This window comes from Calothrix sp. 336/3 (assembly GCF_000734895.2).
GTDB lineage: Bacteria > Cyanobacteriota > Cyanobacteriia > Cyanobacteriales > Nostocaceae > 336-3.
In genome coordinates this window covers 5,038,599-5,063,602 of the sequence record NZ_CP011382.1, presented here as the reverse complement: position 1 = coordinate 5,063,602, position 25,004 = coordinate 5,038,599, and the positions used below count along the sequence as shown (strand labels likewise).

Below are 25,004 nucleotides of genomic sequence, written 5' to 3'. Positions count from 1 at the left end.
TCGGCAATTAATTATGCATCTAGCTTAATGTATAGAGTTCTCTGATTTGGCTCAGAGAAAGCCGAGAATGGACACCAAGGGAAAAAGATGAAGTGTCACCCATTTTGAGGTGTTCTGCGGCAGCACAGGCAATCATAGCAGCGTTGTCGGTACAGTATTTCAGGGGTGGAAAAAAGACACGGATGTGTTGTTGGCTGGCTGCTGCTTGTAAATGACTTCTCAAAGCACTATTAGCCGCGACACCTCCACCCACAGCGATCGCCGACAAATTATGATGCAAAGCACAGGCGATCGCTCTCTTTGTCAAGGCTTTTGCAACGGTTTCCTGAAAACTGGCGGCAATATCAGCCACAGGAACTGGTTGATTTTCTGCTTCAAACTTTTGTACTAATCTCAGTACTGCCGTTTTTAAACCACTAAAGCTGGCATCGTAGGGATGATAACCACCCTGGGGCAAGGAAACTTTACCTTCCGGGAGGCGAAAGGCTTGGGGGTTTCCCTCCTGGGCTAATTTATCAATGATTGGTCCCCCTGGATAACCCAATTTCAGTAAGCGTGCCACCTTGTCAAAGGCTTCCCCAGCAGCATCATCACGGGTTGTTCCCAAAGTTTCGTATACACCACAATCTTGGACATGGATTAAGCTCGTATGTCCTCCAGAAACTAGTAAGCTGAGAAAGGGAGGTTCTAAACTTGGCTCACTCAAGTAATTAGCGTAAATATGCCCTTCCAGGTGATGTACTCCCAAAAAGGGTTTATTGTGCAGCATAGCAAGGGTTTTTCCTGCCATTAACCCTACTAACAATGCTCCAACCAATCCCGGAGCGCAGGTAGCTGCAACACCGTCGATATCTTGCCAACCAAGATTAGCCTGTTCCAAAGCTTGGGCGATCGCCTGATTTACCACTTCTAAATGCTGACGAGAAGCCACTTCTGGCACGACCCCCCCATACTGCCCATGTACAGAAATTTGCGACGTAACAATACTGCTACAAACTTTGCGATTGTTAACAATTGCTACAGCTGTTTCGTCACAACTGGTTTCTATTGCTAAAACGGTTGTCATAGTGAGTGCTGGTTGCTGGGTATTGAGGGTGGAAGGTGCTGGAGTCAGATGAAGTAACTATTTTACTAGCCAACTTTAGTTAATTTCTCACCTCTTACTTCTGTGCTACTCACCTAGGATTTCTCACGACTGGACACCCACTTTTGAGTGATTTCCTGCCCAAGAACTTGTTTTAGAAGCTTTAACTTTTATTTACTTCAACTTTACTCAGTTCCCAGGCAAGAGTATCATGACTTCCTAGTTCTGCAAATCATGCTTGTACAAGCCGCTTCGTTTTGTACAAATAAATATTTGTTTCGTAATAAAAGGAAACAATCCATGGGACGTTTGTTTGCTCTAATTTTAGCCGTTTGTCTTTGGTTCAATTTCGCTCCTCCCGCGCAAGCTTTAGGAGCCGATTTAGTACCATGCAGCGATTCTCCTGCTTTCCAGCAAAGAGCCGCTTCTGCTCGGAACACCACTGCTGACCCCGAATCTGGGAAAAAGCGCTTTGAACGCTATTCTCAAGCCCTCTGTGGTCCAGAAGGTCTGCCTCACCTAATTGTTGATGGTCGCTTAGAGCGTGCTGGTGATTTCTTGATCCCCAGTGTACTCTTCCTCTACATCACAGGTTGGATTGGTTGGGTAGGTCGTGCTTACCTGATTGCTATCCGTAAAGGTTCAGATGCCGAACAAAAAGAAATTCAAATCGATGTATCTTTGGCTCTGCCCTTGATGCTATCTGGTTTTGCTTGGCCCGCAGCTGCTCTGAAGGAATTAGTTTCTGGTGAATTGACTGCCGACGATTCTGAAATTACCGTTTCACCTCGCTAGTCATCCCTTGAGGAATCCAGATAACAAAATTGCACAATTTTGCCTATCAAGTTGATTCCCCATAATTTCTAGCCTTTGATTGATATTTATTTCCTTGAAAACTGGAGATTTTCCATGGACAAGCAAAGCTATTTTGTGAAGTTTCTCAGCACTGCTCCTGTGATTACAACCATCTGGCTGTTTATCACCGCAGGCATTTTAATTGAATTCAATCGTTTCTTCCCCGATTTACTATTCCATCCCATGCCATAATCTCAAACCATAGGCAGTAGCTCGTAACTGGTGGTTATTTGTGATTTTATTCATAAATAACTGCTGGTTACTAATATGGTTTTTCTGAAGCTGTCATAGCATAAATCAAGAAATTACTAATAATTAATTTTTCTAAGTTTTGTGATCAAAAATCATCTTTTTTCAAGATTATTATTAATATAAAAATTGCCATCATATTATCGAGAGGCGGACATAAAATATGGCGCAATCAACAGATCCTCGAAATGCAGAAGTTGTTTTCCCACTGGGAGGAGACCCACAGCTAGGGAATTTAGAAACCCCGATTAACTCTTCTCCTGTAATTAAATGGTTCATTGGTAACTTACCAGCCTATCGCCCTGGCTTGACACCTTTCAGACGGGGATTAGAAGTTGGTATGGCTCATGGTTACTTACTTTTCGGTCCTTTCTCTCTCCTAGGACCCCTACGGAATGCACCTAATTCTGACCTAGTGGGATTATTTGGAGCTGCTGGCTTAATTGTACTTCTGACAGCTTGCTTATCCCTATATGCTAATAGCAATCCTGGTAAAGCTTTGCCTAGCGTCACAGTACCCACAGTTCCCGATGCTTTCACTTCTAAGGAAGGTTGGAATAATTTTGCCAGTGCTTTCTTAGTTGGTGGTATTGGTGGAGCTATCACAGCTTATTTCCTAACTATCAACCTAGAATTAATCCGAGGGTTGTTAGGTTAATCATTAGTTACTAGTCATTTGTGACTAAAATATCTAATGACAGACAACAGAGAAGTGAAGGTAGGTAGTCACTTTCTTTCACTCCTCTGTTCGTTGTTGAATATTGACAACTATGAAGATAGCTTTTTATACAAATAGAGCGGATTCAATAGATTGCAAGGCAACATTTAAATCATCATTGACTATTTGTAAATCAAACTCATTGGCAGCATTAATTTCTGCTTGAGCGCGTTGTAAGCGTCGGGCGATCGCCTCTTCTGCATCTTGTCCCCGACCACGGATTCGCTTCTCTAATTCGTCAAAACTTGGGGGTAATAGGAAAATACTCAAAGCTCCAGGAAAGGACTTGCGAATTTGTCTTGCCCCTTCTAGTTCAATCTCTAGTACAACTGTCTTACCAGATTGAATCTGATTAAATACGGCTTCCTTCGGGGTACCGTAATAATTGCCTGCAAATTCTGCCCATTCCAGAAACTCTCCAGCCGCCACTAACTTTTCAAACTTGCTACGAGTGATAAAGTAGTAGTGTTTGCCGTCAATTTCTCCAGGACGAGGAGAGCGGGTAGTGGCAGATACGGAGTAATATAGATCCGGATGACATCGAAGTAGCGATCGCATTAAAGTTCCCTTGCCAACACCACTTGGACCGGTCAATACAATTAGTCTGCCTACAGATGGATTTTTGGTGGTAGTAGCAGCACTCTGGATCGGTAAGACTTGCATCATCCGCTCAACCTGTAAATTAATATATACACATTATTCCTCAGTCATTTGCTTTCTGTTGCATTGCAACATGAAGTCTTAACTAAGGAATTTAGTAACGTCAGTGACAAAAATTATCCTTATTCAGATATTACTGCGAATAGAGCAAAAATAGGGTGGGTATCTCCCACCCCACTTTAATTATCTACAGTATGGTGTTCACGAGAGAGAACAAAACGATTTGCTACAGTTTCCGGCTGAATGGCTGAAAGAATAACATGACTAGAATCAGTGATAATCACCGCTCTAGTACGACGACCATAGGTCGCATCAACTAACTGACCTCTATCCCTAGCATCGGTAATTATCCGTTTGATGGGGGCAGATTCTGGACTGACAATGGCAACGACTCGGTTGGCAGACACGATGTTACCAAAACCGATGTTGATTAGCTGGATGTCCATAAAAAACTGATGCCAAACGCAGTGTGAGCATGAAACGTGAATCATCACGTCTCAGTAAGGAACTATTTCCCATGTTATCCCCAAAAAATTAGACTTACAACGATAAAAAGGATGCTTTCTCGGAATTTTAAATATTAGTTACTTTTTTAAGATTTTTTTGGAATTAGCGACAAAAAATCCTTCTTAGGATACAGGTAAATTGATACTTATGTTATGTAATTTGCTGCAAAAAGCCTGAAAATATGTGGTTAAAATCAAGGGGTGGTAATAAATAAGACTTAAAAAATCAATAAAAAATACAATTATAGATTTCTGATCACCATAAAAGGTAAAAAATATAAGTAACAGTTATTTTTTATAACAATAACTATTGAAAGTCTGATTAATTCTTAATGATTAGGTGAAGTGAAAAGAAGCCTCTCGCCTACCCGAAGGAAGGCGATGATAAAAATCATTGCTTACTTGTTCATCGGCTTCCAAGTGGAATTTTGGGCGATCGCCCTTGCTAAATCATTACTATTGAGTGACTGAATCATGCTCATCCCCATAGGTTGAGTAGAAATACTTTGAGCATAGGCTGCATTCAGAAAAGGGGAGTATTGGGATACGCCTGCGACATGGGTCTGAAAGAATGGCAAACTAATGGTATTGACGTACTTCCTAGCCTGCTTAGGGTCATCACCTACAACCTCAGAAGGTAATCCAATTTGCCCTGCATTGGTTTTACCGTTGCCAATCACAGAAAAATGGGTTGCACCCGTCAGTAGCACCAGATACTTGTTGGTAGATTGAATCCAAGAAAAAGGACGAATCTGCTCGTATAGCGCTGGGGCTACAGTATCATCACTACTAGCCATCATCATCACAGGAACATTAATTTCACTTAATCCCTCTTGCCCAAAGATGCTGCTAGTAACGGGGTTGACAGCTATAACTGCCTTAACTCTGGTGTCTCGAAAGCTGTATTCCCGGTTGGGGTTGCGCGTTTGGAGTTCTGCTGCGCGACACTGAAGCAGTAAAGATACATTCCAGGTTTCTTTGAGTGCTTTGGGGTTACAGTCTTTTTGCAGTTGAGTGAAGTTAATTTTTGCCCCAGCCAGAGCAAGAGCTGTATAACCACCAAAGGATTGTCCAAAAACTCCCACTGTTTGAACATTTAAGCGTCCTTTGTATTGTGGATCAGCCTCTATTTTGTCCAAGATGTACTTTACATCCATGGGACGATGATAAAACTCTTCAGCTTGGGCAAGCTCACTTTCACTACCATTAAGTAGCGATCGCAGTTGTTTGGTATCACTTCCTGGGTGGTTAGGAACAACTACACCCAAACCGTGGGAAGCTAAATGATTAGCCAGGTAAGCATAGTTACTACTATCTGAACCAATCCCGTGGGAAATTACAATTACTGGCGCTGGTGTACGAGTATTGGGTAGGTAGATATCTGTCATTAATAAGCGTCCGCGATCCAGAAATTTTAATGTCTGTTTGCGAACAGCAAAGGAACCTTGACGACGAATATCAGGTAATTGAGCCAAACTCAGAGATGCAGCAATATCTATAGCTTCACTATTTGACTTCTGCTTCACCGTGGCGATCGCCCGATCAGTTTCTGTAACTAATCTTTCCAATTCTGCGGCAATCGACAAAGTACGCGCTAAATCAATATGAATACTGGCACTAGGATACTTTCTAAATATATTTAACAAAGTCAAACCCTGGGGTTCCTTTGCAGCCAGGATTAATGCCGAACGTAAAGCATGAAATCCCGGTTTTTGTTCCCGTGAATCAGTTTTAATCACTTCCCCTAAACGCTGCAACAAAAATTCACCCTGTTGGGTGTACAGAAATTGGGAAACTGCCACGGGATGCACTTTAATCGGATTGATTAGAACCCTACGTAATTCTTGCAATTGTTCTGTTTTCAGAAATTGTGCGTATACTGCTAAGTCATCAGAGACATTGCCCGTATCAGCAAATTTTTCCAAAGTACTGACAGAAATCGAACGTTGTAATGCAGAATAAGATGCGTAAATTCTCTGCGCTGTGAGAGCAGAATAACTGACTCCAAAGGTGGGCAACAGCATTGAGATAACAAGCAACAGCCAATTTTTACGCACGGTGTTGCTCCATGTACCAAACAAACTTTTCATCGCTCAACTATACAAAGGTGATGTTGTGGGATGAGGCGGATAATTTGGTAGTAATGCAAACACCTGGTTCTAGATAATTGAAGATGCGCCTCAGAATGATATTTTCAACACATAGCCAGTAGTAACAAGTGAAAAACAGTGGTTAAACTGATTCTCTATTTTCCCTACTCCTGCTCATGTTTTGATGCAATTGATTTCGCTACACCACTGACTTTTAGATATTTAACAGATAAACTGTTCGCAAATGTGACAATTTGGCATTTTTCTTTGTCTTATCTTGTTACAAATCTCAATTTTCCTGTGGTGTTGCACTCAATAAGCCATGATATCAAATAAAAAAAACATCGGCTTCCGTATGTTAAACATAAACATTCGGGAAAATAAATAGATTCATTTTTGCCGTAAAATCACTGATATTAGTAATACGAACTAGCGTTTTCCTAGGGCAATTAACATAGAACCAAATACAACTAAGATAGCCCCGATAATTCCCGGAATAGTTAATTTATCTGGAGATATTAAATTAGGCAAAAATACGGATGTTAGCCAAACAGAGAATAAAGTCACAATTGGCGTTATAGCTAATACAGCACTGACTCTGGAAGCTTCCCAATGTTCTAAAGATTCTGCAAACGCACCATAGGCAATTAGGGTATTGAGGGCGCAGAAAATTAGCATTCCCCAGTGAAAAAAATCAAGGGAGAAAAGTCTCTGGGGAAGAGCAAAAAATGTGAACAATAAAGTACATCCTCCGTAGAGAATCAGCATAATATTGGCAGAGGACAAGGTTTGTAATAGCTGTTTTTGGGCTAATGCATAAACTGCCCAAGTAATGGCGGCAAGAACTATTAAACCACTACCCAGTAAATAATTATGGGGATTATTGGGCAAACTTGTAGAGATAGTGTTAGATTGAGATAATTTTTCATGAAAAAATAAGCCAAAGCCAGAAGTAAGAACAGCAATTCCACCCCACTGAACCAAGTTGTAGCGCTCACGAAAAATTATTAAGCCACCAAAACCCATCAGTATAGGTGCTAGCTGAATTAAAACTTGAGCATTGGCAGGGGATGTTAAAGCTAAACCTTGGAGAAATAAAATATAGTTGGCAGCAAGAAAAACTGTAGCGATTAAGAGTAACTGCCAAGAAGTCGCGAGTAACTGTTTGCGGGTGGGTAATTTCCCTTGGGTTTGTAGATAAATTGCTAGTAATCCGAAAGCTGCAAGAAAACGAAACCAAACTAGGGTATAGGTATCTAGTACCCGTAGGGTGACAGATAGGGCAATAGGGAGAATTCCCCATAAAAATACCGTTAATAGGGATAATGCCAGCCCTAAACGCCAGTTTCCAGAGGTTTGATGCATTGTTTTACGATGAGTGGTAGATTCAACCCTAGTACTCGACCAAGCCAAAATTGCTGGGTAGGGTTCAAGGAGTAATGAATAATGAGTAATGAGTCAAAGAGTAGAAGAAGATTTATTTATAACTAGTTGCGTTCTGTCGTAGTGGTTTCAGGGTAATGAGATTGCTTCCCGACCGTCGCAATGACAGTATAGAGACTACTACCTCTGACAGCAAATTAGTATCAACAAAGAAACTAGAAGTAATCTGACATCCAGGGAGATGTTCTTGTAAAGATTTGCTCTGCTGTGTGTAAAGCTTGTGGTGTGCCCTGGATTTTGCCTGCTACCTGTAAAACTTGAGGGGTGAATAATCCAGTATACAGGGGTGCGAGACCACGAATATCAAGATGTAAATCTCCTTTCCCACCGGTTGTGACTTTTCCCTTACCATTGGCGATCGCTAAGATAAATTCACCATTATTGGCTGTGAGTAAGTCATCTTCAACTTGTAAATGTAGCTCTGTGGTAAGTTCTGGAGGATATCCCCGTTTTTCTAAAGCTGCCACCAAATTGATTATTCGTAACATCCAGCGTTCTGTATGTTGAATTTTAGCTGCTTGTTCTGCAAGTACTAGAGAAAAGGAGTCAACAATGGAACTTTTCCAGCGAATTTTCTTGACTTGGGAGCGATGACTGGCTAAAAATGACCACAGACTCTCAGCAGCAGCAAGGGTAAGCACAGCAAAGTCTCGAATCTTCAGAATACAGTTATCCTGTTGCCAATATTGATGAAATATCACGTATCCTTGGGGTTTATCTGGCTCACCAATTAAATAAGTATAAACTGTTTCATTCTTCTCCACTTCCAGTAATCTTTCCCATAGAAGCGGTGTAAAGTCGCGGTTTAAATTACCATTATTTCGCTGTGCTTGCTGAGTATATAAATTATTCAGTACTTGGTGATTAATTTCTAGAAGGGGAAGAACAGGCAGCGATCGCTGTTTAATGCGAATATCATTGGTGTCTATTTCCCAAGTTGTGGCTGTTCCCCCCTGTTCATAGCCTACTTGCCTATATAAATACTGAGTAGCTGGGTATAGGCAGGAGAGGGGTACACCCTGGTGATAAAGTTCTTGCAGAGTCTGCTGCATCAAGGCGATCGCTACTCCCCCGTTTCGATGTTCGGGAGTTACACCCACTGCGGCAATTCCTACCATCGGTACGGTTTCACCACCCCACCACTGTCCCATGGGAATACTGGCTAATCCACCGATAATTTCTTGGTTGTGTCTAAAAATTCGGAATTTGTCTACACCAGTTTTTGTAACAAAATCTTCACTCTCTTTCGGGGTGCAAATGTAACACTGTTCGAGGATTTTCTGTAATTTTTGTCTATCTTCTGGACTATTAGGCACGTCATACTGAAAATCTGGAGTCATAGAATTCATCCATCCACTGCTGATTGCAACAGGTTACAATCATACTACAAGCAGCATGTTAGGAAATTCACCCGATTGGTGGATATGTGGTAATACAGTTTAGTTAGAACTTGATTCTTCCTAACCCTATTTTGTGGATGCTTCGGGGTATTCCGTGAGGTATCAGATAAAGACAAGTATTAATTCACTAGTAAAACCCTGGCTGTTAAGTTTACTCATTACTCCCTACTCATTACTCCCTACTCATTACTCATCCTCTTCATCTGGGTCGCCAAAGGGCGGTATTCTGCCTGTAATCCGAGGAGAAATTTCGCGGGGACTACTGAGGGGAAAATTAATTTCTCGGTATACTTTCTCTGATTTTGCTTCCAGAACGCTATGAATTTCTTGGAGATGTTGTTGAAATTCTGCTTGGAGTTGGGTGACTTGTTCCGGGGTGAGGGAAGAGTCATAGAAATGATTATCCCTGGATTCGAGTACTGTCAGTGCCCAGAGAATATCTTGTTTTGCCTGATGTAGTCGTTGTTTGGCTTTTTCAAACTCAGATTGACTCATATTTGCTACTTATTAACTGCTTGCAGAACTTCTGTGATGGTTTGGGCAAACTTTTCTCCTGTGAGGGTAGAAAGTTCTGGTTGTTGTTGTAATTTTTGTGATAGTGCTGACTTGATAAGGGGAATATGAGAACGAATTGCAGCTAAATCGGGGTCTTTTTCCGTCCATTCCCAAAAATCTGGGTTAGTTTCCCTTGCCAAACTATAGCTGAGATAGCGCAGAGCAGAGGTTTCTCCTGGGGGTGTGACTCCTAGAGAGTTGGCGAGAGAGCTACGCTCCACCGAAGCGGTGATCGCGTACCAGCAAGCAAAATAATATAACAAACGATAATTGAGTTTATTGTTGGTGGGATCAATTTCTGTTTCCAGGTTTTGAATTTCTTGTCTTGCTGCCTCGATCCAAATTTTATTGCCTGTAAGTAGTTGAGTAATGGCTTTTCCTAAACGTAAACGACATTTGGTTGCGGGGTTTTTCGCGTGTTGTAATGCTTGCTCATAGTGGGCGATCGCCTTTTGATAGGCGTTGATACTTTTTATACCTTTTGTATCCCGACCAAGAAAACTATAGGTTTCCGCTAAATTATCATAGGCTTGATACCAATCGGGGTCTAGCTCTACTGCTAGTTCTAAATCTTCAATCGCTAAATTGTAAAAAAAACTACCGTGGGTCTGAGCGTTAGCTTGATTGAGAACACCGAAAAAATTATAAATTTTCCCCAGATAATGTTTACGTGTCTGACCAACAAAGATAAAAGGTACAGAAGCAATCATTTCCCGTCGAGCAAGTTCCACTGCTAACCAGCGAGTAGCTGTGGGTAAAAGACGACGAAAACGATCTTTGAGAGCAAGTTGGGATTTATCATCACCAGTTTCTTCAGTTTTAGATAGGGATGATTCCCAAATTGTATATAGCTGGGAGGCAACTCGACCTTCAATATCAGTAATTTCAAAGGTAATCCCAATTACCCGATGATCATCACCTTGACTCTGTAAAATTCCACTAACCTTTGTCCCGTAGGGGGGAAAAATCACTTTCAATAATTGCACTACGGGATCTAACTCATCGGGTGTAAACTCATTCAGGGAATTTACCAAATCACCTAATCTCTGATCAGGTGTAGTTCGGGGTAAGGGTAATTTATCTGTGGGTCGATAGACATTGGGAGCGATTTTGATAATATGTTGCTTAACACGTAGATGCAAATATTTCATCTGACGTATGAGCTTTTCCCGTGCGATTTGGCTTAAACCTGGGAGAACCGCATCTAATTCCTCTGCACCTGTAGCATTTGTAAAATTATCAATTACCAATTGGGAAGAGCGATAGGTAACCAGTAAAATAATTCGATGAATTACTAGGATACTTAATAAGGCAATCAGCGCTTTTGCGAGAAAGAAGGCAATACTGGTAAAACTTTTATCGATAATCGCCAAATTATCCGCAATTTTCTGGATAGAATCGGGACTAGGTGTAGTTTTAGGAGTTTGGGAATATACCTTACCCGAAGTAATTGTTAAGAAACTCAACAACGATAAAATCAGTATTTGAAAAATTTTTTGCTTTCTCAGCTGTATCATGAGTCAAATAATTTGAGATTAGTTTTTAGGACTTACGCAAAACCTACGGAATTAGGTTAGTAGCAGCGTTAGCGTCTCCCAGAGAAGGGACGAAATCTTCCGAAATTTTGGGATTGCTTGCCTCAAATACGTTTCAGTTGCAAGGACAATTTTTGGTTGCGTAAGTCCTGGTTCTGATTGTCAGAGTATGAGAATTGTGAATTTGTGGGTGATGAACCAAACAGAAGACTAATATTGACTTCCACTATCCCCGATATCCACAATCTCAAATTAATCATCAGGATTTTTGACTCAGATTATGCTTTTACGATGTACCAGAGTCGCGCTAGCCTGGTCTACAGGCATCAGAATTACTTCATTGATATTCACATGATTGGGACGGGTGGCACAGAAAAAGACTACATCCGCGATGTCATCGGCTGTCAGGGGAGTGAGTCCTTGGTAAACTTGACTGGCGCGATCGCTGTCACCATGGAAGCGCACTTGACTAAATTCTGTTTCTACCATCCCTGGATCCACGGAGGTGACTTTAATGGGAGTTCCCACTAAATCCAGTTTTAAGCCTTCAGAAATGGCTTTAACAGCTGCTTTTGTCCCACAATAGACGTTACCACCGGGATAAGTTTGATGACCAGCAATAGAACCAATATTAATTACATGACCGCGATCGCGCTCTACCATTCCCGGAACTACATACCGAGTCAGGTATAATAAACCCTTGATATTGGTATCAATCATTTCTTCCCAGTCTTGAAAATCCCCTGCGTGGAGTTTGTCTAAACCGCGACTTAAACCAGCATTATTAATCAAAACATCAATATCAGCCCATTCCTGGGGAAGATTTTTAATTGTTGATTCTACCGCCAAGCGATCGCGCACATCTAACTGTAAAAGATGTAACTGCAAATCATCTCCATACTGAGCGGTTAATTCCTGGGCTAATTCCTGCAATCGTTGCCAACGCCGAGCCGCTAAAATTAATTTAGCTCCCGCACCAGCGAAAATCCGCGCACAAGCAGCACCAATACCACTACTAGCACCAGTAATTAGAACTATTTTTTTGTCCATATTTTTGTGATTTACACCTGATATGAATTAGAAATGTCTCTTATCCCATATGGGTTCTAAGATTAATTCAAAATAATTGTTTCTGAACTCACCACTCATTACTAGTCTGTCAAATTTTAATTGGGGGATGAGGGGGACAAGGGGGACAGGGGGGATGAGGGGGAGATATCCCTCAAATTAACCTTGACAGTGTACTACTCATTACTCACCACTCATTACTCATTACTCACTATTCATACCCCTGAGGTATATTTTGTGACGAAAGACCAGCGATCGCCCTCAGGTTTTGACAGCGAATAAGTTCGGTAAAAGTTAAACCAGGGCGTTTTTCAATGTAAGCAACTGCTTCAATCGCAGATAACAAAGACTCAGCAGCTTCTGCTTCCGCATAACCCCGACGTTGAGCAATGCGAATTGCCCCAACATCAGCATCAATTTCTGATTCTTGGGAACGGTTTTTTGTCCAAATGCGAGCGATCGCCAAGGTGGAAAGTCCCGCAGCTACCACAATACCCACTGCATCACTTTGGGAAGATTCCACAAAACCCCCCAAAATTCCTGCAATGGCAACACCTTGATAAATATCTGGTTTAAACCATTTAATCCCCACAACCCAACAAACCATTCTCAGCAATAATAAATCTCGTTGTGGTTTCGTTAATCGTCGCCACAGGTCAAAATTAATATATACAGGACGCTCTCGATTCCAAGGTAAAGGAAAGTTAGCATCTATCACCTTTGCTTGCTCTGGTTTGCTGACAATTTTCGCCATCATGCGACCAGAAGCAGGCATAATGTCTATTAAACGGCGAATTTCTACGTTCGACTCCATATTGGCTATTCACTATCAGCTAACAGATTTTATAATTTTTTTAACTTATGGCAATAGGGTGACAGAAGATACTATTGATTATTGAACAATAATTTATGGAAGCTTTCAGTGTAGTTCCTCCTGAGTGGACAAATCAGGCAACCCATGCATATCAGTTTCTTTGTCCTCGTTGTGGTAGCAGCAGTTTAGAAGCTGTAGGAGTTTGGATTAATCGACGCTCACCCGTCACTAGTGAGGATTATCGTCGTAAATGGCAAGAATTTTACCATTGTCATTGTGGTTGTGCTTGGTGGGCTTGGAGTAGCGATCGCCCTAGCGGAACGTAGTTCTTTCGCCCTCCGAAAAACTTAATCAAAAATCAAGAATTCCACGAATCCTTAAACAAGCATATCCCCTACCTCTTAATGAAGCAGGGGATATGTATTATGACAAGATAAGGAGATTTATCTAAACCATTCTCAACCTAGAAGGTGAAGGTTGTACGTAATGTACCAACGTAGATGGTGTCGTTATTGTCGTTGTGTTCTGGGTTGAAGATAACCAACAAACCAGGGGTAACAGAGATATTGTCGGTCATTTGCAAGCGATAGAGTGCTTCCAAGTGGTAGGAAGTATCATTATCTTCACGAGCAGCAACGTCGTTGTCAGTAATTCTGGGTGGTTGACCAAATTGTAAACCTAACAAACTGCCCTTAGGACCGATATCTTTAAATGCTGCGTTCACCATCCAGTAGAAAGCGTTAGCATCAAGGTCGGGACCAGATTCAGATTGAATATCAGCAAAACCGATCCAACCACCAACACCCAATTTATCGCTAGCTTTGAAGTTAGCTTGTAAGCCATAGTGGTTAGCAGAGGTAGCAACGTTACCAAAAGGTCTGCTAGCAAAGCCACTACCTGTACTCTCAAATACGTTGACACCACCAGCCGCATTTTGGTAAGTACGAGCGTAAGCTAAACCAACGTTAAAAGCTTTACCAGGTTGGAACGCTAACTGTGCTAATAAGGCATAGTTACCATCAAACAAACCTCTACCATCTCTGGGATCGTTAGCAACGTTGTTGTTACCACCAGCTAAGTAACCAACGGAAGCACTGAAAGTACCTTTAGGATTGAAGGTTGCGGTAATACCTGCACCACCTTGTCCAACACGGTAGATAGGGCTGAAACGACCGTAGCGAGAGATAGAACCTCTACCATCGCTAGCTAGGTCAGGATTGAAGTTATTAACGTTGTCGTAAAATTCACCACTGTTGGCATCAATCTTGATACGTAATGAATCGCTGAGATTGAATGCGTAGTTAATCTTATCAATGAATACGTCGTTCTGTTGGTCACCATCATAGGACAAGCGAGTCATGCTTGTGCCAGTGATGTTAGGTCTTCCGGCAGTCGCACTACCACCATCAAACTGAGTGGTGTTCCGTGCTTGCAAACGAATTTGCAATTGGTCTTTACCAGTGAAACTGGAGTTCAAGCGCAGACGTACTCGGTTTGAGAAGGTGATGTTGTCATCAACCTTACCTGCACTACCTGGAACCGCTCCAGGAGCAACTGCCTTCTCATCACCAAAGGGAGCAGCAACACTGAAAATTGCTTCCCCAACTAACTTGGTGGTGGTGGAGAATTGGTTGGCTTCTAACTCAGCAGTGCGAGCTTCTAAAGCGTCTACCCGTCCCCGGAGAGTAGCCAATTCCGCAGCAAATTCTTCTTGAAGACGTTGTAATGTAGCTAGGTCTTCTTTTTTCACCAAATCAGCAGTTGCTGTGGCGATCAATTCGTTTACCCGATCCAAACAAGCATTTAAACCTGCGGCAAACTCATAACGAGTCATTGCCCGTTGACCACGGTAAGTACCGTTAGGATAACCAGCGATACAACCGTAACGTTCTACTAGGGATTGTAATGCTTGGAATGCCCAGTCGGTGGGTTGTACGTCGGAAAACTGAGATACGGAAGTAACCTGACTTAAGCTGTCACTTTCCTTGGATAACTGAGCAACAGAGGTAACTTCTTGGTTAACTTCTGCCGCGATCGCTGCGTTAGTGGTCAATAATGTCGCAGCAAAAACTACTGGACTGAATTTGATAATATTCCAGAAAGGTCTTGTCATTAGTTTGTCTCTCTCACACCTATTAACTAAATCACTGGATAAACATCAGAACTTTTTTGGTTTCCTGAGAATTTACTCATGATTTCCATAAAGTATTGTACCAATATTGACGGCAATTAACACAAGATAATCACCATACTTTTTCGATTATTTTAGGAAATCTTTATTAGGAAAACATAAAATCATTCTCCTTTTATGGCGAAGTAGATTTCCTTCCTCTTCAAATTGTTGTAACAGACGAGTTACTGTCACCCTGGTGGTGTTTAATACTTCTGCCATTTCCTGGTGGGTTACATTTAAGTCTATCAGCTTTCCTTGCTCTACGTTACGACCAAATTTTTCTCCTAACCAAGTTAAAAATTGCCATAACCGCAAAGAAATTGGTTTGCGATGAACTATGCTCAGTAATTCTTCTGCTTGTTGAATGTGGGTTAGTAGAGCATTAACATCCTGGTTCCACAGGTGAGGGGGAACAAGAGTCACCTCAACGCTGGTTAAACACTCAATTTGGTAGGGTTTTACCCTTGATAAGGGATAGCCGACTAAATCTCCAGCACCCCAATACCCCAGAGTAATAAATGTGCCATCCTCGCTCCAGGTAAGGGTTCGCACTGCTCCCCGCTCGATACGCCACAAAACATCGTTGCGTTGTGGTATTATTTCTCGGCGAGTAAATAACTTCTGTGGTAAAGGTGGCTCCGATGTGCTTGGAGGATGATTATTGTTAGGATTTGTTGAACGAATGATCGGATGCATACTTTTTGATTTGTAGTGTTTATCTATTCAATTAATTAGAAATGCTGATACCTGCTCACAAAATATTAATTTTTGAGGCTGGATGTATATCTCCAAAAATAACAATCTCACAACAATATTAAAGAATGCTGATGCTTAAGTTATCCTTCAATTTTCTGATGTAGATAATCGGTTTTAATCTCTAAACTTGATACATCCTAGACATTAATTAGAAAAGCCAATAGGTCTTATCAGACAATTATCAAGTAATCAAGCTAGCAATAGAAGAAATATTCCCAACAACTTACTTAAATTCATTTCCAGCATACTTTCCTATGGGCACCTATTTCTATGGGCACTGAATGCTTTGATAAGTATATTTTTGATGAAAAACTAATTTTCTTCCATGGCAACATCTTAGATTAATTGATAATTGCTGTCAAGTAGCTAGGATTTGCGGACTGCGATAACAGCTGGTTTGGGAGGATTATCCTGGTATTTGCTGGGCCAATTGGAACCGATGGGAACTTGGCGACTTTGTAAAAATTCTTCCCCTGTGGTTGTTTTGACGAGAAATTCCCTAGTTTCTGTGGCTTGTTTGAAACGTGTACCGTTAGCTTCTCCAGGATGTTGTATAGATAAAAACATGGTTGATTCGTCTGGAGTGAAGCATGGTCCTGTCGTTTCACACTCCATTGGTCCTAAACCGAAGAGAAAAGCTTTACCTGCATTATCACCAGTGGTGGGAATATACCAGATGGCATTGTTGCCAAAAAGACCGGAGATAGATACTTTTTTGCCTTGTTCATCTAAACGATTTTTGACTCCATGGTTAAGCTTACCCGTAGAAATATCTGTCACCATCCACACATGACCTTGTTTGTCAATGAGTAAATTGTCGGGATTAGCAAAACCCATACCACCGCTAGCAGGTTCTCCCCCAGTTGCTAACATTTGCCAACGGAAAGTCAGAGATGCAGGATTATTACCGTCTTCCACAAGACGCATCACCCAACCATACTCATAGGGGGTTTCTTCCTGAAGTCCGCGAAAAACTCGCATATCAGAACCACCTTCCTTGTCAGCAGAACCAGAGGTAAAACAGATGTATAAATCACCATTAGCAGCAACCTCTGTATCTTCAGGACGAGCAGTGCAGGTAGCACCCACAGCGTTAGCAGCATAATGAGCATCAATCAGGATTGCTCCTTGTTTTTCTTGCTCATTCCCTGTGTACAAATCACCCAGTTTTTTAAACTTTTGTTTGTACTGCTGAATTTCCTCATCTTTGGTAATTTTGAGGTTGATTGCTTCGATAGGGTCGGGTAATTTAAAAGACTTCGGTTGGTTTTTCCCCTGAGATTTAGCTGTAGGTAAACCTGGAGGCAATAGAATCAAGTTACCAGCAATATGACTAGGTAAGTCAGGATTAACAGGCGTATCCGCTTTTAGGGGTATCCATTTACCTGTACCATCGGCATTAAACTTGGCTGCATAGAGCATTCCTTGGGAGAGCAAACGGGAGTTAGCTTTATCTTGGGGATTTTTGACTTTGTTACGGCTGACAAATTTATAGATATGTCCGCCCCGGCGATCGCAACCAGAATAAAATGCCAGTGGTTTACCTGCTTCTACACGCACACCCACCGCTTCATGGTGATAGCGTCCTAACCAAGTATGTTTAGTTCCGTAATCTTTGGGGTTAGTGGGATCAACTTCCACAATCCAACCGTACTTATTCCCTGCAAGTCCAAAAATATTACCCTGTCCAAATAGTTCTTCATCTCCTAAACCAAAGGGACGCATCCCAGGATCAAGGGAAGTACCATCTGCATAGACAGGTTCAGGAACTTGTGCTTGAAAATTTTCCTCTGCACTGAGAACCGTACCCCAGGGAGTTGTTCCCCCTGCACAGTTGGCAAAGGAACCAATAATGCGATCGCCCAACTTATCTATATAACCCAGTCCTGTTTGTTTGCGAAATATCGCCACTGCTGGACCTGTGCTTTGGAGATAACGACCATCGGTTAACCCAGATATACCACTAATGCGGCGGTCTGTTGAGGAATTAGTACGCTCCCAATTACCTTGAGAATTCTTGCGGATAGAAATAATTCCTAATCCCTGATCTAACAATGCTTCTTGAGAAATTTCCCTAATTTGCGACTTGAGAGAGTCACTATCAGGAAGAGCAAAAGCATTGATTTGATTCTTTTTCCCTGATGATTGCGTCTTGAGAGATGCTTTAACTTCCTCAAATGGTAACTTTTTGCCAATTACCTGCTCATATGTCTGCATCCAAGGGATGGGACTGATGTACTCAAAATTAACGCAGAGAAAACCCGTATTTTCTCCCGTGGGAATAAAGGATAAATAATCATTGTTATAGCCAAAACGGGAATCACCCAGGCGATCGCCCCAAGCAGCTATAACTTGGTAGGTAAAACCTTCAGGAAGTATTAAATCATCTTTTACTTCATAGGTACTGTAGTGAGCTTTTTGCTCCTCTGGTTGCAATCCGGAGGTTTCTAGGGGAATTGCCCCCTGGAGAGGCTGAAAAGCAAACTGATTTGTGCCTACAATTGTGGTAGATGACCGTGTAACTTTCTTATCGCATCCGACTAAAGAACTCAGTGCAACTGCACCAGCACCTCCAGCCATCAGTAATAAGAAATCTCGACGTGTAACATTCATGAGGTTTTTATTTCTAAGGAACGCCACCAGTATAAATTAGTGACTATAATTCACAACCCCCTCAGTTACTTTAGTGGCATAAGGTTAAGAACAGGTAATCGTGGCGTGAAATGTATGTTAGCTCACCAATTCTACCGGAAACCTCAACTAAACCTAGGTAGTATTGATCACTTTTTTTTGTCAATTGATTAGCGATATTCTCAGAACGCCATGGTTGAAGCTAGGGCAATGGACTTAAAGTCCGCTAACGCGAACGGCAATCAACTGCTCCCAAAACTTGTGAAAAACAAGGTTAAGGGTATGTTTCTTCCCTATCTCCTTGTTTCTCAAATTTATCAAGAAGGGAAAAGGTCAAAACCTCGCCCCTTGTGGGTGGTTTAATTCAATTACGAATTACGAATTACGAATTACGAATTATTTTCATCTTTGCCCCGTGACAATATATGCTACTCGTTGACCAATATTTGTAGCATGGTCTGCCATTCTTTCTAGGCAACGAATTGCCAAAACCAGGAGTAAAATAGGTTCTACCACACCTGGAACATCACGTTCTTGTGCCAAAGTTTGATACAGATGCTCATAGGCATGATCCACAGCATCATCCAAACGTTTGATACTCCTGCCACCTTCTTCGTCTAAATCCGCAAGGGCAACTAGACTAGTAGCCAGCATAGCTTGAGCATGGTGAGACATGACAGCAATCTCTCCCAGGGCAATATGGGGAGGATAGGGGAACAGCTTAATGGAAATTTCTGCCAAATCTTGGGCATAATCCCCTATGCGCTCTAAATCTCGCACTAATTGCATAAAAGCACTGAGACACCGCAAATCTTGAGCTACAGGAGCCTGTAATGTCATAATGGCGGCGCAATCTGATTCAATTTGCTTATAAAAACGGTCTATTTTCTTATCCAAAAGCGGTAACTGCTTGGCTGCGGTTAAATCGCGATCGCACAGTGCTTGATGACTTAAACGAAAGGATTTTTCTACTAAAGCACCCATCCGTAAGATATCACGCTCTAAACGTCTAATCTCTCGTGTGAGTTGGGGTCTTCCAGAATCGTGATTTGATAAAAGTGCTTTCACGCTTGTAATCTCAAACATGAATTTATTTTTTTAATATAGTCCGGGAATTAGGAATTTGACATGACCCCTGGAAGTAATATTTGTAACCATGCTCCACCAGTTTCTGGGTGATTCATAGCTTTGATAGTACCCCCGTGAGCCAAAATAATTTGTTGAACGATCGCCAAACCTAAACCACTACCGACTGTGACTGTGGGAGAGGGATGTTCAGCATCAGATGTCCGGGAACGGGATTGATCTCCTCGATAAAAACGCTCAAAGATATAGGGCAAATCTTTATCGGAAAAACCAATTCCAGCGTCGATAATATTAATCTCCAGATTATGTGAGTTGTTTTCCTTAAGTATATTGATATTATTCGAGTAAAGGATTTTAACTTCTACATGGATATTTCCACAAGGGGGACTGTATTTTAAACTGTTATCCAATAGATTGAGAAAAACTTGGTAAATTTTTGACTTGTCAGCATTAATCCAGACTTCTTCCCCACCTGTATAGATAATCTGCACTTTACGACGCTGGGCAATTGGTTCTAAAGTCTCCCAAGCCGAAACCACCAAGGAATGTATTTCCGTTGGTTGAGCTTGAATATGTAAACTAGGATTAACTTCTAATTGGTTAAGTTCTAACCAACTTTGTACAAGATTGATGAGACGATCCACCTCTGGTAAGAGACGGTTGGCGAATTTGTCTAGGGGTGGTTGCAGGCGATTTTGCAATGTTTCTACGACTAAGCGAATAGAAGTGAGAGGTGTTCTTAACTCGTGAGCCAGGTCAGATAGGGTGCGATCGCGATTGCGACTAATATCTATGAGGGGCTGGAGATTCTCAAGAAAAACACCAACTTGACCATCTGATAATGGCAGACTTGTCGCCCTCAATTGCAACGACTTTACTTCTAACATTGCGGCAGCGTTCTCACAAGGGGGGTGAAACACCCACTCTCGCATCTGCGGTTCCTGGCGATCGCGGGTTTGCTCTATCAGTCGATCCAATTCATAGGAGCGCACCACCTCCAGCAACAAACGCACTTGTCCCGATTGCCACCTCTGGAGCTGTAAAATTTCCCTAGCAACTTTGTTGCAGCCTAATAATTGATTTTCTTCGTCTACCTGTAAATAAGCTGTGGGTGCGAACTCCAGCAACTCTTGATAGTCTCGCACCTGAATTTTTAATTGCTCTCGCTGCTCCTTGACAGCAGAAATTTCTTGCCGTAAACGAGGAATCAAGGGCAAATCCACATCGGCAAGTTCCAGAGATAGCGATCGCGGTAAATTACCGATTTGGCGTTTTAGTTGTATCTGTTGCCACACCCAAAACGCCAATCCCACGCTTAAACCAAGAAAAAAATGTAATCCAGACATTGACAGTTGTTAGTATTTTCTAACAACCTACACTTATCCAAATCTATAACCAAAACCACGAACTGTAACAATATATTCGGGACGACTTGGATCTAATTCTAACTTCTCGCGCAACCAACGAATATGCACATCCACAGTTTTGCTATCACCGACAAAATCAGGACCCCATACCTGATCGAGTAATTGCTCCCGTGACCATACCCGTCGGGCATAGCTCATGAATAATTCTAGCAGCCGAAATTCCTTGGGAGACAAGTTAACTTCTTGTCCACGCACTAACACCCGACATTCTTGAGGATAAAGATTAATATCTTTGTACTGTAAAACAGGTAACTGAGGTAAACTACTGAGACGCTGCCGCCGCAGTAGCGCTCGACACCGAGCAATCAGTTCACGCATACTGAAAGGCTTAGTTAAGTAGTCATCTGCTCCTACTTCCAAACCTAATACACGGTCAGTTTCGCTGCCTTTTGCGCTTAACATCAAAATGGGTACGGGGTTTCCTTGGTAGCGCAATAAACGGCAAATATCCAGACCATTAATTTGAGGTAGCATCAAATCCAGGATTACCAAATCAAAACTTAGCTCTCCCAAATTTTGCTCAACACTTTTGAGATGTTCTACCGCCATCCGTCCATCAGAGGCAGTTACAACACCGTAACCTTCTTCCTCTAATGCCATCACTAACATTTCTCGGATTAAGTCTTCATCTTCTACTACCAAGATACGACTCTTTTGTCCGATATCCGTTGTCGGTTGGTACTTGGTTGACTCGGTTGTATACATTGAGATCACAAAACTCTATAGCTGCGTCAGTATGAATATCAACAATTGACGTTGAGTATTTTTACGCTTGTGGGTGGGTCGCCCTAGCGTTATGTAGCATAGGTTACATTCTATAATTATAGACCAATTCAGCCAGCCTCAGTTAAATAGTTTTTTCGCTGATTGTCGTTTTATTTAATAAATTGCAAGAATTCTTAAAACTCTGTCCAACGGTCTTGGGGCAAAAAAGACCGAGTCATGGGAATAGGGGCAACTGATTCGGTGAGGGTAAATTCTCCAGCTGTAATCCATTGTTTCAGTTCTTCGGCAACTTGTTGGGAGAGGTATAAACTGACGAGGGGAGCAGTGCGAACTGTGCGACCTTCAATAGTGATACGTCCAGATTTGAGTTGAGCGTAACTAACTAAACCGAAGGTGGGACGGACTCGCCTAGGGATAGAAAAATCGACGATAGGGGCGACAATATCTTGGTCTAAGACCGCACATCTAGCGATAATCTCTTGGTTGAGAACCGGGAAAGGTACACCCACACCTAACATCAGGGAGGGACCATAATTTTTAAAGTAGCAGCCTCGTACCCACTGGGGACTCATTTGTTTGGCATCACCAATTAATGCTAGGGTAGCGGCTGGACCGATGGGTGTACCGTTGGGTAAACGTTTTTGTAGGGGAAAATGCTGAGTTCCTTCCCAGGCGATGTAACCAATTCCACCACCGAGAAAAATTTTAGTCCCGACACCAACTGACTGTAAATCTGGGTCATTAAATAGGGGAGAGATTGCTCCAGGGTTGGAGTAGACGGCGTTACTCAGACGGGGTTGTAATAGACCGAGGTAAGTATATAGAGGGCGATCGCCACCATTCACCCCAACAATGAAATTCTGATAGAGATTGCGAGGATTGTAGAGATAAAATTGGTTGATAGTATCACGGGTGATTGTCGTTTCAAAGGTTGCCCTAGGATAACAATCAGTAACTTGACCTTGGGCACGTACTTGAATCGCTTTGCCAGCAATTAATTCTTCAATTACATGACCGCCACCCCGCTCTCGAACTTCTTCTCCCTCCATCACCTCTGCTGCACTGCTAGCGCCCAGGTATAAATCCACAGCGCCGAAACCTGAGTATACAGGGACACCATCCAACCAACAACGGCGAATCTTAATTGGTGGGTCGGTGTGTCCGAGGTTGATGATAGCGCCGCTTGACTCCATAGGTTCAAAAGTCCCAGTCGTAATTACATCGACTTCCTGGGCAACTTTTGCTACTCCCTTTTCTGCAACTTGCTGTTTTACCTCTGCTACCGTCAAGACAACTGCACGTTTTTGGAGAATTTTTTCGTTAATTTCCGACAGCGATCGCATAGTCAAACCTTTGGGGAATTCAAAATTCAAAATTCAAAATTACTATCCCCATAAACTTAGGGGCTTGAAACAAGGACGCATTATTTATCCTACTTCCCATATAAATTGGGAATCTTTATTTCTTCTCCATAAGTAAATATCGTAAATCATTCGTGAGACATAATATCCCCGACCTCATGAAGAAGTCAGGGATCTAAACGGCGCGAATTATCTGTATTTAACTTTGAAAGTCTTTGTATCCAGAAATCCGGTTTTTAGGTCTTGTTGAGAATGATAGCAGAGATGAATAACTTCCCCTCTTCGCCATTTTTCCCTTATTTATCCTGCTTTGCCCAAATGCGGGTGGGTAAACCCCAAACATAGATAAAACCTTCAGCTGCTTTATGATCAAACTGGTCATCAGCACCATAGGTTGCTAAATCTGGAGTATAGAGAGTATTTGCGGAACTGCGACCGACAATAGTTGCATTTCCTTTAAACAATTTAATCCGAACTGTACCGGAAACCCTTTCTTGAGTCTTCTGAATGAAAGCATCAAGGGCAGCTTTTAGAGGACTGTACCACAAACCGTTGTATATAATCTGGCTGAAAGTTTCTTCTATACCCCGTTTGTAGTGGCTGACATCTGCGGTTAGGGTCAAACTTTCCAAATCGCGGTGAGCATTAATTAATACCAACATAGCGGGAGACTCATAAATTTCCCGTGATTTAATCCCAACTAAACGGTTTTCAATCATGTCGATACGTCCCACACCATGATTACCAACCAAGGTGTTAAGTTGTTCGATTAATGCCACGGGAGTTGTACTGACACCATTGAGATGGGTGGGAATACCTTGGGTGAAACCAATCTCGATGTATTCTGGTTCGTTGGGAGTATCCGCGATCGCCTTGGTCATTTCATAGATTTCTTCCGGTGGTTCAAAGGTAGGATCTTCGAGTACACCAGCTTCAATACTGCGACCAAGCAAGTTTTTATCAATGCTATAGGGAGAAGATTTCTTCACTGGTGCAGGGATACCAAATTTTTCACCATAGGCAATGGTTTCTTCCCGACTCATTCCCCACTCCCTCGCAGGAGCCAGAATTTTTAAGTTTGGGTTCAGTGCAGCTACGGAGACATCGAACCGTACCTGGTCGTTACCCTTACCCGTACAACCGTGGGCGATCGCATCCGCACCATATTTCTCTGCGGCTTCTACTAATACCTTAGCAATTAAGGGACGAGCCAGAGCAGTACCTAAAGGATAACGATTTTCATAAAGAGCATTAGCCTGAATTGCCCCAAAAGCATAATCCTTGATAAAGCTATCCTTAACATCAGCCACCAAAGATTCAACCGCTCCAGACTTGAGCGCTTTTTCTCGCACAGGTTCTAATTCATCACCTTGACCTAAATCTGCTGCCAGTGTAATCACTTCCTCTACACCCCACTCTTTCATGAGATAGGGGATACATACAGAAGTATCTACACCACCAGAATAGGCAAGAACCACTTTTTTCGCGCGTCCCATAGGTAAACTTCCTGATAAATTCCCAAAGCTGCAAATAACGAGCTTTTATTATCTAACTATTCTCAGTATTTACTCTTCAGTAATTTTACTGATTGAGATTTGTTAAAAGAATTGAGTCAGTATTTCCCGCAGAAAAGACCTTCAATATCTGCAAAACACATCAGTGTTAAGTACAGATAACTAATTTTTAAACGCAAGTTAATTAATTTGTTACTCATCCTTATTCTTGAAGCCATATATTTTCAGTAGTTTTATGTTGCACAAAAGTCTGAATATTCCTCACAGAGTCCTTATAAATACGGACATAGCCTAGAGATAGAGAAAACCTGACTCACTTCCCAAAACAGCTTCATATCAGACATTACTGAATT

Annotated in this window: 22 protein-coding genes; 4 read left to right on the top strand and 18 right to left on the bottom strand. The window is 42.0% G+C overall.

Features of this window, described 5'->3' with window-relative positions; genetic code table 11:
* Positions 1–19 precede the first annotated feature (19 nt).
* Positions 20–1,066, bottom strand: coding sequence for a tRNA (adenosine(37)-N6)-threonylcarbamoyltransferase complex transferase subunit TsaD (tsaD, locus tag IJ00_RS21030; protein ID WP_035156350.1), 1,047 nt, complete (start codon positions 1,064–1,066; stop codon positions 20–22).
* Between the two features lie 318 nt (positions 1,067–1,384).
* Between tsaD and IJ00_RS21025 the strand changes: the two genes are divergently transcribed.
* The 3 genes from IJ00_RS21025 (at position 1,385) to IJ00_RS21015 (ending at position 2,846) form a co-directional block, all read left to right on the top strand.
* The gene (locus IJ00_RS21025) at positions 1,385–1,879 is read left to right on the top strand and encodes a photosystem I reaction center subunit III (protein ID WP_035156348.1); all 495 of its coding nucleotides are present in this window, start codon (positions 1,385–1,387) and stop codon (positions 1,877–1,879) included.
* Positions 1,880–1,993: 114 nt separating this feature from the next.
* Positions 1,994–2,131, top strand: coding sequence for a photosystem I reaction center subunit IX (gene psaJ / locus IJ00_RS21020; RefSeq protein WP_035156345.1), 138 nt, complete (start codon positions 1,994–1,996; stop codon positions 2,129–2,131).
* 220 nt (positions 2,132–2,351) lie between these two features.
* Positions 2,352–2,846, top strand: coding sequence for a photosystem I reaction center subunit XI (locus tag IJ00_RS21015; protein WP_035156342.1), 495 nt, complete (start codon positions 2,352–2,354; stop codon positions 2,844–2,846).
* Positions 2,847–2,972: 126 nt separating this feature from the next.
* On the opposite strand, the gene gmk is transcribed toward IJ00_RS21015, so the two are convergent.
* The 9 genes from gmk to IJ00_RS20970 all read right to left on the bottom strand — a co-directional run bounded on the left by gmk (position 2,973) and on the right by IJ00_RS20970 (position 12,977).
* Positions 2,973–3,572 (bottom strand): guanylate kinase, encoded by a 600-nt coding sequence (gene gmk / locus IJ00_RS21010; protein WP_035156340.1) that lies wholly within the window; start codon positions 3,570–3,572, stop codon positions 2,973–2,975.
* A gap of 173 nt (positions 3,573–3,745) precedes the next feature.
* Complete coding sequence (remA, locus tag IJ00_RS21005) at positions 3,746–4,012, bottom strand: extracellular matrix/biofilm regulator RemA (RefSeq protein WP_035156339.1); 267 nt, start codon at positions 4,010–4,012, stop codon at positions 3,746–3,748.
* Positions 4,013–4,470: 458 nt separating this feature from the next.
* Positions 4,471–6,162, bottom strand: coding sequence for an alpha/beta hydrolase (locus IJ00_RS21000; protein ID WP_035156337.1), 1,692 nt, complete (start codon positions 6,160–6,162; stop codon positions 4,471–4,473).
* A 429-nt stretch (positions 6,163–6,591) separates the two neighbouring features.
* Positions 6,592–7,527, bottom strand: coding sequence for a DMT family transporter (locus IJ00_RS20995; protein WP_035156336.1), 936 nt, complete (start codon positions 7,525–7,527; stop codon positions 6,592–6,594).
* A gap of 233 nt (positions 7,528–7,760) precedes the next feature.
* The gene (eis, locus tag IJ00_RS20990; protein ID WP_035159423.1) at positions 7,761–8,945 is read right to left on the bottom strand and encodes an enhanced intracellular survival protein Eis; all 1,185 of its coding nucleotides are present in this window, start codon (positions 8,943–8,945) and stop codon (positions 7,761–7,763) included.
* Positions 8,946–9,191: 246 nt separating this feature from the next.
* The gene (locus tag IJ00_RS20985) at positions 9,192–9,500 is read right to left on the bottom strand and encodes a hypothetical protein (RefSeq protein WP_035156334.1); all 309 of its coding nucleotides are present in this window, start codon (positions 9,498–9,500) and stop codon (positions 9,192–9,194) included.
* Between the two features lie 5 nt (positions 9,501–9,505).
* A complete protein-coding gene (locus IJ00_RS20980) occupies positions 9,506–11,077 on the bottom strand; it encodes a tetratricopeptide repeat protein (RefSeq protein ID WP_046814886.1) in 1,572 nt (523 codons plus the stop codon).
* A gap of 291 nt (positions 11,078–11,368) precedes the next feature.
* Positions 11,369–12,145: an SDR family oxidoreductase gene (locus tag IJ00_RS20975; RefSeq protein WP_035156332.1), complete on the bottom strand. Its 777-nt coding sequence runs from the start codon at positions 12,143–12,145 to the stop codon at positions 11,369–11,371.
* Positions 12,146–12,374: 229 nt separating this feature from the next.
* A complete protein-coding gene (locus IJ00_RS20970) occupies positions 12,375–12,977 on the bottom strand; it encodes a DUF3318 domain-containing protein (protein WP_035156329.1) in 603 nt (200 codons plus the stop codon).
* A 95-nt stretch (positions 12,978–13,072) separates the two neighbouring features.
* Between IJ00_RS20970 and IJ00_RS20965 the strand changes: the two genes are divergently transcribed.
* Positions 13,073–13,303 carry a hypothetical protein gene (locus tag IJ00_RS20965; protein WP_035156326.1) on the top strand — a complete coding sequence of 77 codons (231 nt, stop codon included), beginning with the start codon at positions 13,073–13,075 and terminating at the stop codon, positions 13,301–13,303.
* Between the two features lie 137 nt (positions 13,304–13,440).
* Here the strand turns inward: IJ00_RS20965 and IJ00_RS20960 are convergent, their stop codons facing one another.
* The 8 genes from IJ00_RS20960 to IJ00_RS20925 form a co-directional block, all read right to left on the bottom strand.
* Positions 13,441–15,090 carry an iron uptake porin gene (locus IJ00_RS20960; RefSeq protein WP_035156324.1) on the bottom strand — a complete coding sequence of 550 codons (1,650 nt, stop codon included), beginning with the start codon at positions 15,088–15,090 and terminating at the stop codon, positions 13,441–13,443.
* Between the two features lie 147 nt (positions 15,091–15,237).
* Positions 15,238–15,846, bottom strand: coding sequence for a Crp/Fnr family transcriptional regulator (locus tag IJ00_RS20955; protein WP_035156322.1), 609 nt, complete (start codon positions 15,844–15,846; stop codon positions 15,238–15,240).
* 426 nt (positions 15,847–16,272) lie between these two features.
* Positions 16,273–18,519 carry a PhoX family phosphatase gene (locus IJ00_RS20950; protein ID WP_035156320.1) on the bottom strand — a complete coding sequence of 749 codons (2,247 nt, stop codon included), beginning with the start codon at positions 18,517–18,519 and terminating at the stop codon, positions 16,273–16,275.
* A gap of 420 nt (positions 18,520–18,939) precedes the next feature.
* Entirely contained in the window at positions 18,940–19,623 is a 684-nt protein-coding gene (phoU, locus tag IJ00_RS20945) for a phosphate signaling complex protein PhoU (RefSeq protein WP_035156318.1), read from the bottom strand.
* A gap of 29 nt (positions 19,624–19,652) precedes the next feature.
* Complete coding sequence (locus tag IJ00_RS20940; protein ID WP_035156316.1) at positions 19,653–20,969, bottom strand: cell wall metabolism sensor histidine kinase WalK; 1,317 nt, start codon at positions 20,967–20,969, stop codon at positions 19,653–19,655.
* Positions 20,970–21,002: 33 nt separating this feature from the next.
* Positions 21,003–21,755, bottom strand: a complete 753-nt coding sequence (locus IJ00_RS20935; RefSeq protein ID WP_035156313.1) for a winged helix-turn-helix domain-containing protein — start codon at positions 21,753–21,755, stop codon at positions 21,003–21,005.
* Between the two features lie 194 nt (positions 21,756–21,949).
* Complete coding sequence (locus IJ00_RS20930; protein WP_035156310.1) at positions 21,950–23,119, bottom strand: homocysteine biosynthesis protein; 1,170 nt, start codon at positions 23,117–23,119, stop codon at positions 21,950–21,952.
* A 314-nt stretch (positions 23,120–23,433) separates the two neighbouring features.
* Positions 23,434–24,633, bottom strand: coding sequence for an argininosuccinate synthase (locus IJ00_RS20925; RefSeq protein ID WP_035156307.1), 1,200 nt, complete (start codon positions 24,631–24,633; stop codon positions 23,434–23,436).
* Positions 24,634–25,004: the final 371 nt, after the last annotated feature.

What these genes read in the sequence shown, in the direction of transcription:
- IJ00_RS20925 (WP_035156307.1), bottom strand. Translation starts at nt 24,633, where the DNA reads ATGGGACGCGCGAAAAAAGTGGTTCTTGCCTATTCTGGTGGTGTAGAT.
- IJ00_RS20985 (WP_035156334.1), bottom strand. Translation starts at nt 9,500, where the DNA reads ATGAGTCAATCTGAGTTTGAAAAAGCCAAACAACGACTACATCAGGCA.
- IJ00_RS21015 (WP_035156342.1), top strand. Translation starts at nt 2,352, where the DNA reads ATGGCGCAATCAACAGATCCTCGAAATGCAGAAGTTGTTTTCCCACTG.
- IJ00_RS20980 (WP_046814886.1), bottom strand. Translation starts at nt 11,077, where the DNA reads ATGATACAGCTGAGAAAGCAAAAAATTTTTCAAATACTGATTTTATCG.
- gmk (WP_035156340.1), bottom strand. Translation starts at nt 3,572, where the DNA reads ATGATGCAAGTCTTACCGATCCAGAGTGCTGCTACTACCACCAAAAAT.
- IJ00_RS20975 (WP_035156332.1), bottom strand. Translation starts at nt 12,145, where the DNA reads ATGGACAAAAAAATAGTTCTAATTACTGGTGCTAGTAGTGGTATTGGT.
- IJ00_RS20955 (WP_035156322.1), bottom strand. Translation starts at nt 15,846, where the DNA reads ATGCATCCGATCATTCGTTCAACAAATCCTAACAATAATCATCCTCCA.
- IJ00_RS20995 (WP_035156336.1), bottom strand. Translation starts at nt 7,527, where the DNA reads ATGCATCAAACCTCTGGAAACTGGCGTTTAGGGCTGGCATTATCCCTA.
- IJ00_RS20960 (WP_035156324.1), bottom strand. Translation starts at nt 15,090, where the DNA reads ATGACAAGACCTTTCTGGAATATTATCAAATTCAGTCCAGTAGTTTTT.
- IJ00_RS21000 (WP_035156337.1), bottom strand. Translation starts at nt 6,162, where the DNA reads ATGAAAAGTTTGTTTGGTACATGGAGCAACACCGTGCGTAAAAATTGG.
- psaJ (WP_035156345.1), top strand. Translation starts at nt 1,994, where the DNA reads ATGGACAAGCAAAGCTATTTTGTGAAGTTTCTCAGCACTGCTCCTGTG.
- IJ00_RS20970 (WP_035156329.1), bottom strand. Translation starts at nt 12,977, where the DNA reads ATGGAGTCGAACGTAGAAATTCGCCGTTTAATAGACATTATGCCTGCT.
- eis (WP_035159423.1), bottom strand. Translation starts at nt 8,945, where the DNA reads ATGACTCCAGATTTTCAGTATGACGTGCCTAATAGTCCAGAAGATAGA.
- IJ00_RS20935 (WP_035156313.1), bottom strand. Translation starts at nt 21,755, where the DNA reads ATGTATACAACCGAGTCAACCAAGTACCAACCGACAACGGATATCGGA.
- IJ00_RS20930 (WP_035156310.1), bottom strand. Translation starts at nt 23,119, where the DNA reads ATGCGATCGCTGTCGGAAATTAACGAAAAAATTCTCCAAAAACGTGCA.
- IJ00_RS20940 (WP_035156316.1), bottom strand. Translation starts at nt 20,969, where the DNA reads ATGTCTGGATTACATTTTTTTCTTGGTTTAAGCGTGGGATTGGCGTTT.
- remA (WP_035156339.1), bottom strand. Translation starts at nt 4,012, where the DNA reads ATGGACATCCAGCTAATCAACATCGGTTTTGGTAACATCGTGTCTGCC.
- IJ00_RS21025 (WP_035156348.1), top strand. Translation starts at nt 1,385, where the DNA reads ATGGGACGTTTGTTTGCTCTAATTTTAGCCGTTTGTCTTTGGTTCAAT.
- IJ00_RS20965 (WP_035156326.1), top strand. Translation starts at nt 13,073, where the DNA reads ATGGAAGCTTTCAGTGTAGTTCCTCCTGAGTGGACAAATCAGGCAACC.
- IJ00_RS20950 (WP_035156320.1), bottom strand. Translation starts at nt 18,519, where the DNA reads ATGAATGTTACACGTCGAGATTTCTTATTACTGATGGCTGGAGGTGCT.
- tsaD (WP_035156350.1), bottom strand. Translation starts at nt 1,066, where the DNA reads ATGACAACCGTTTTAGCAATAGAAACCAGTTGTGACGAAACAGCTGTA.
- phoU (WP_035156318.1), bottom strand. Translation starts at nt 19,623, where the DNA reads ATGTTTGAGATTACAAGCGTGAAAGCACTTTTATCAAATCACGATTCT.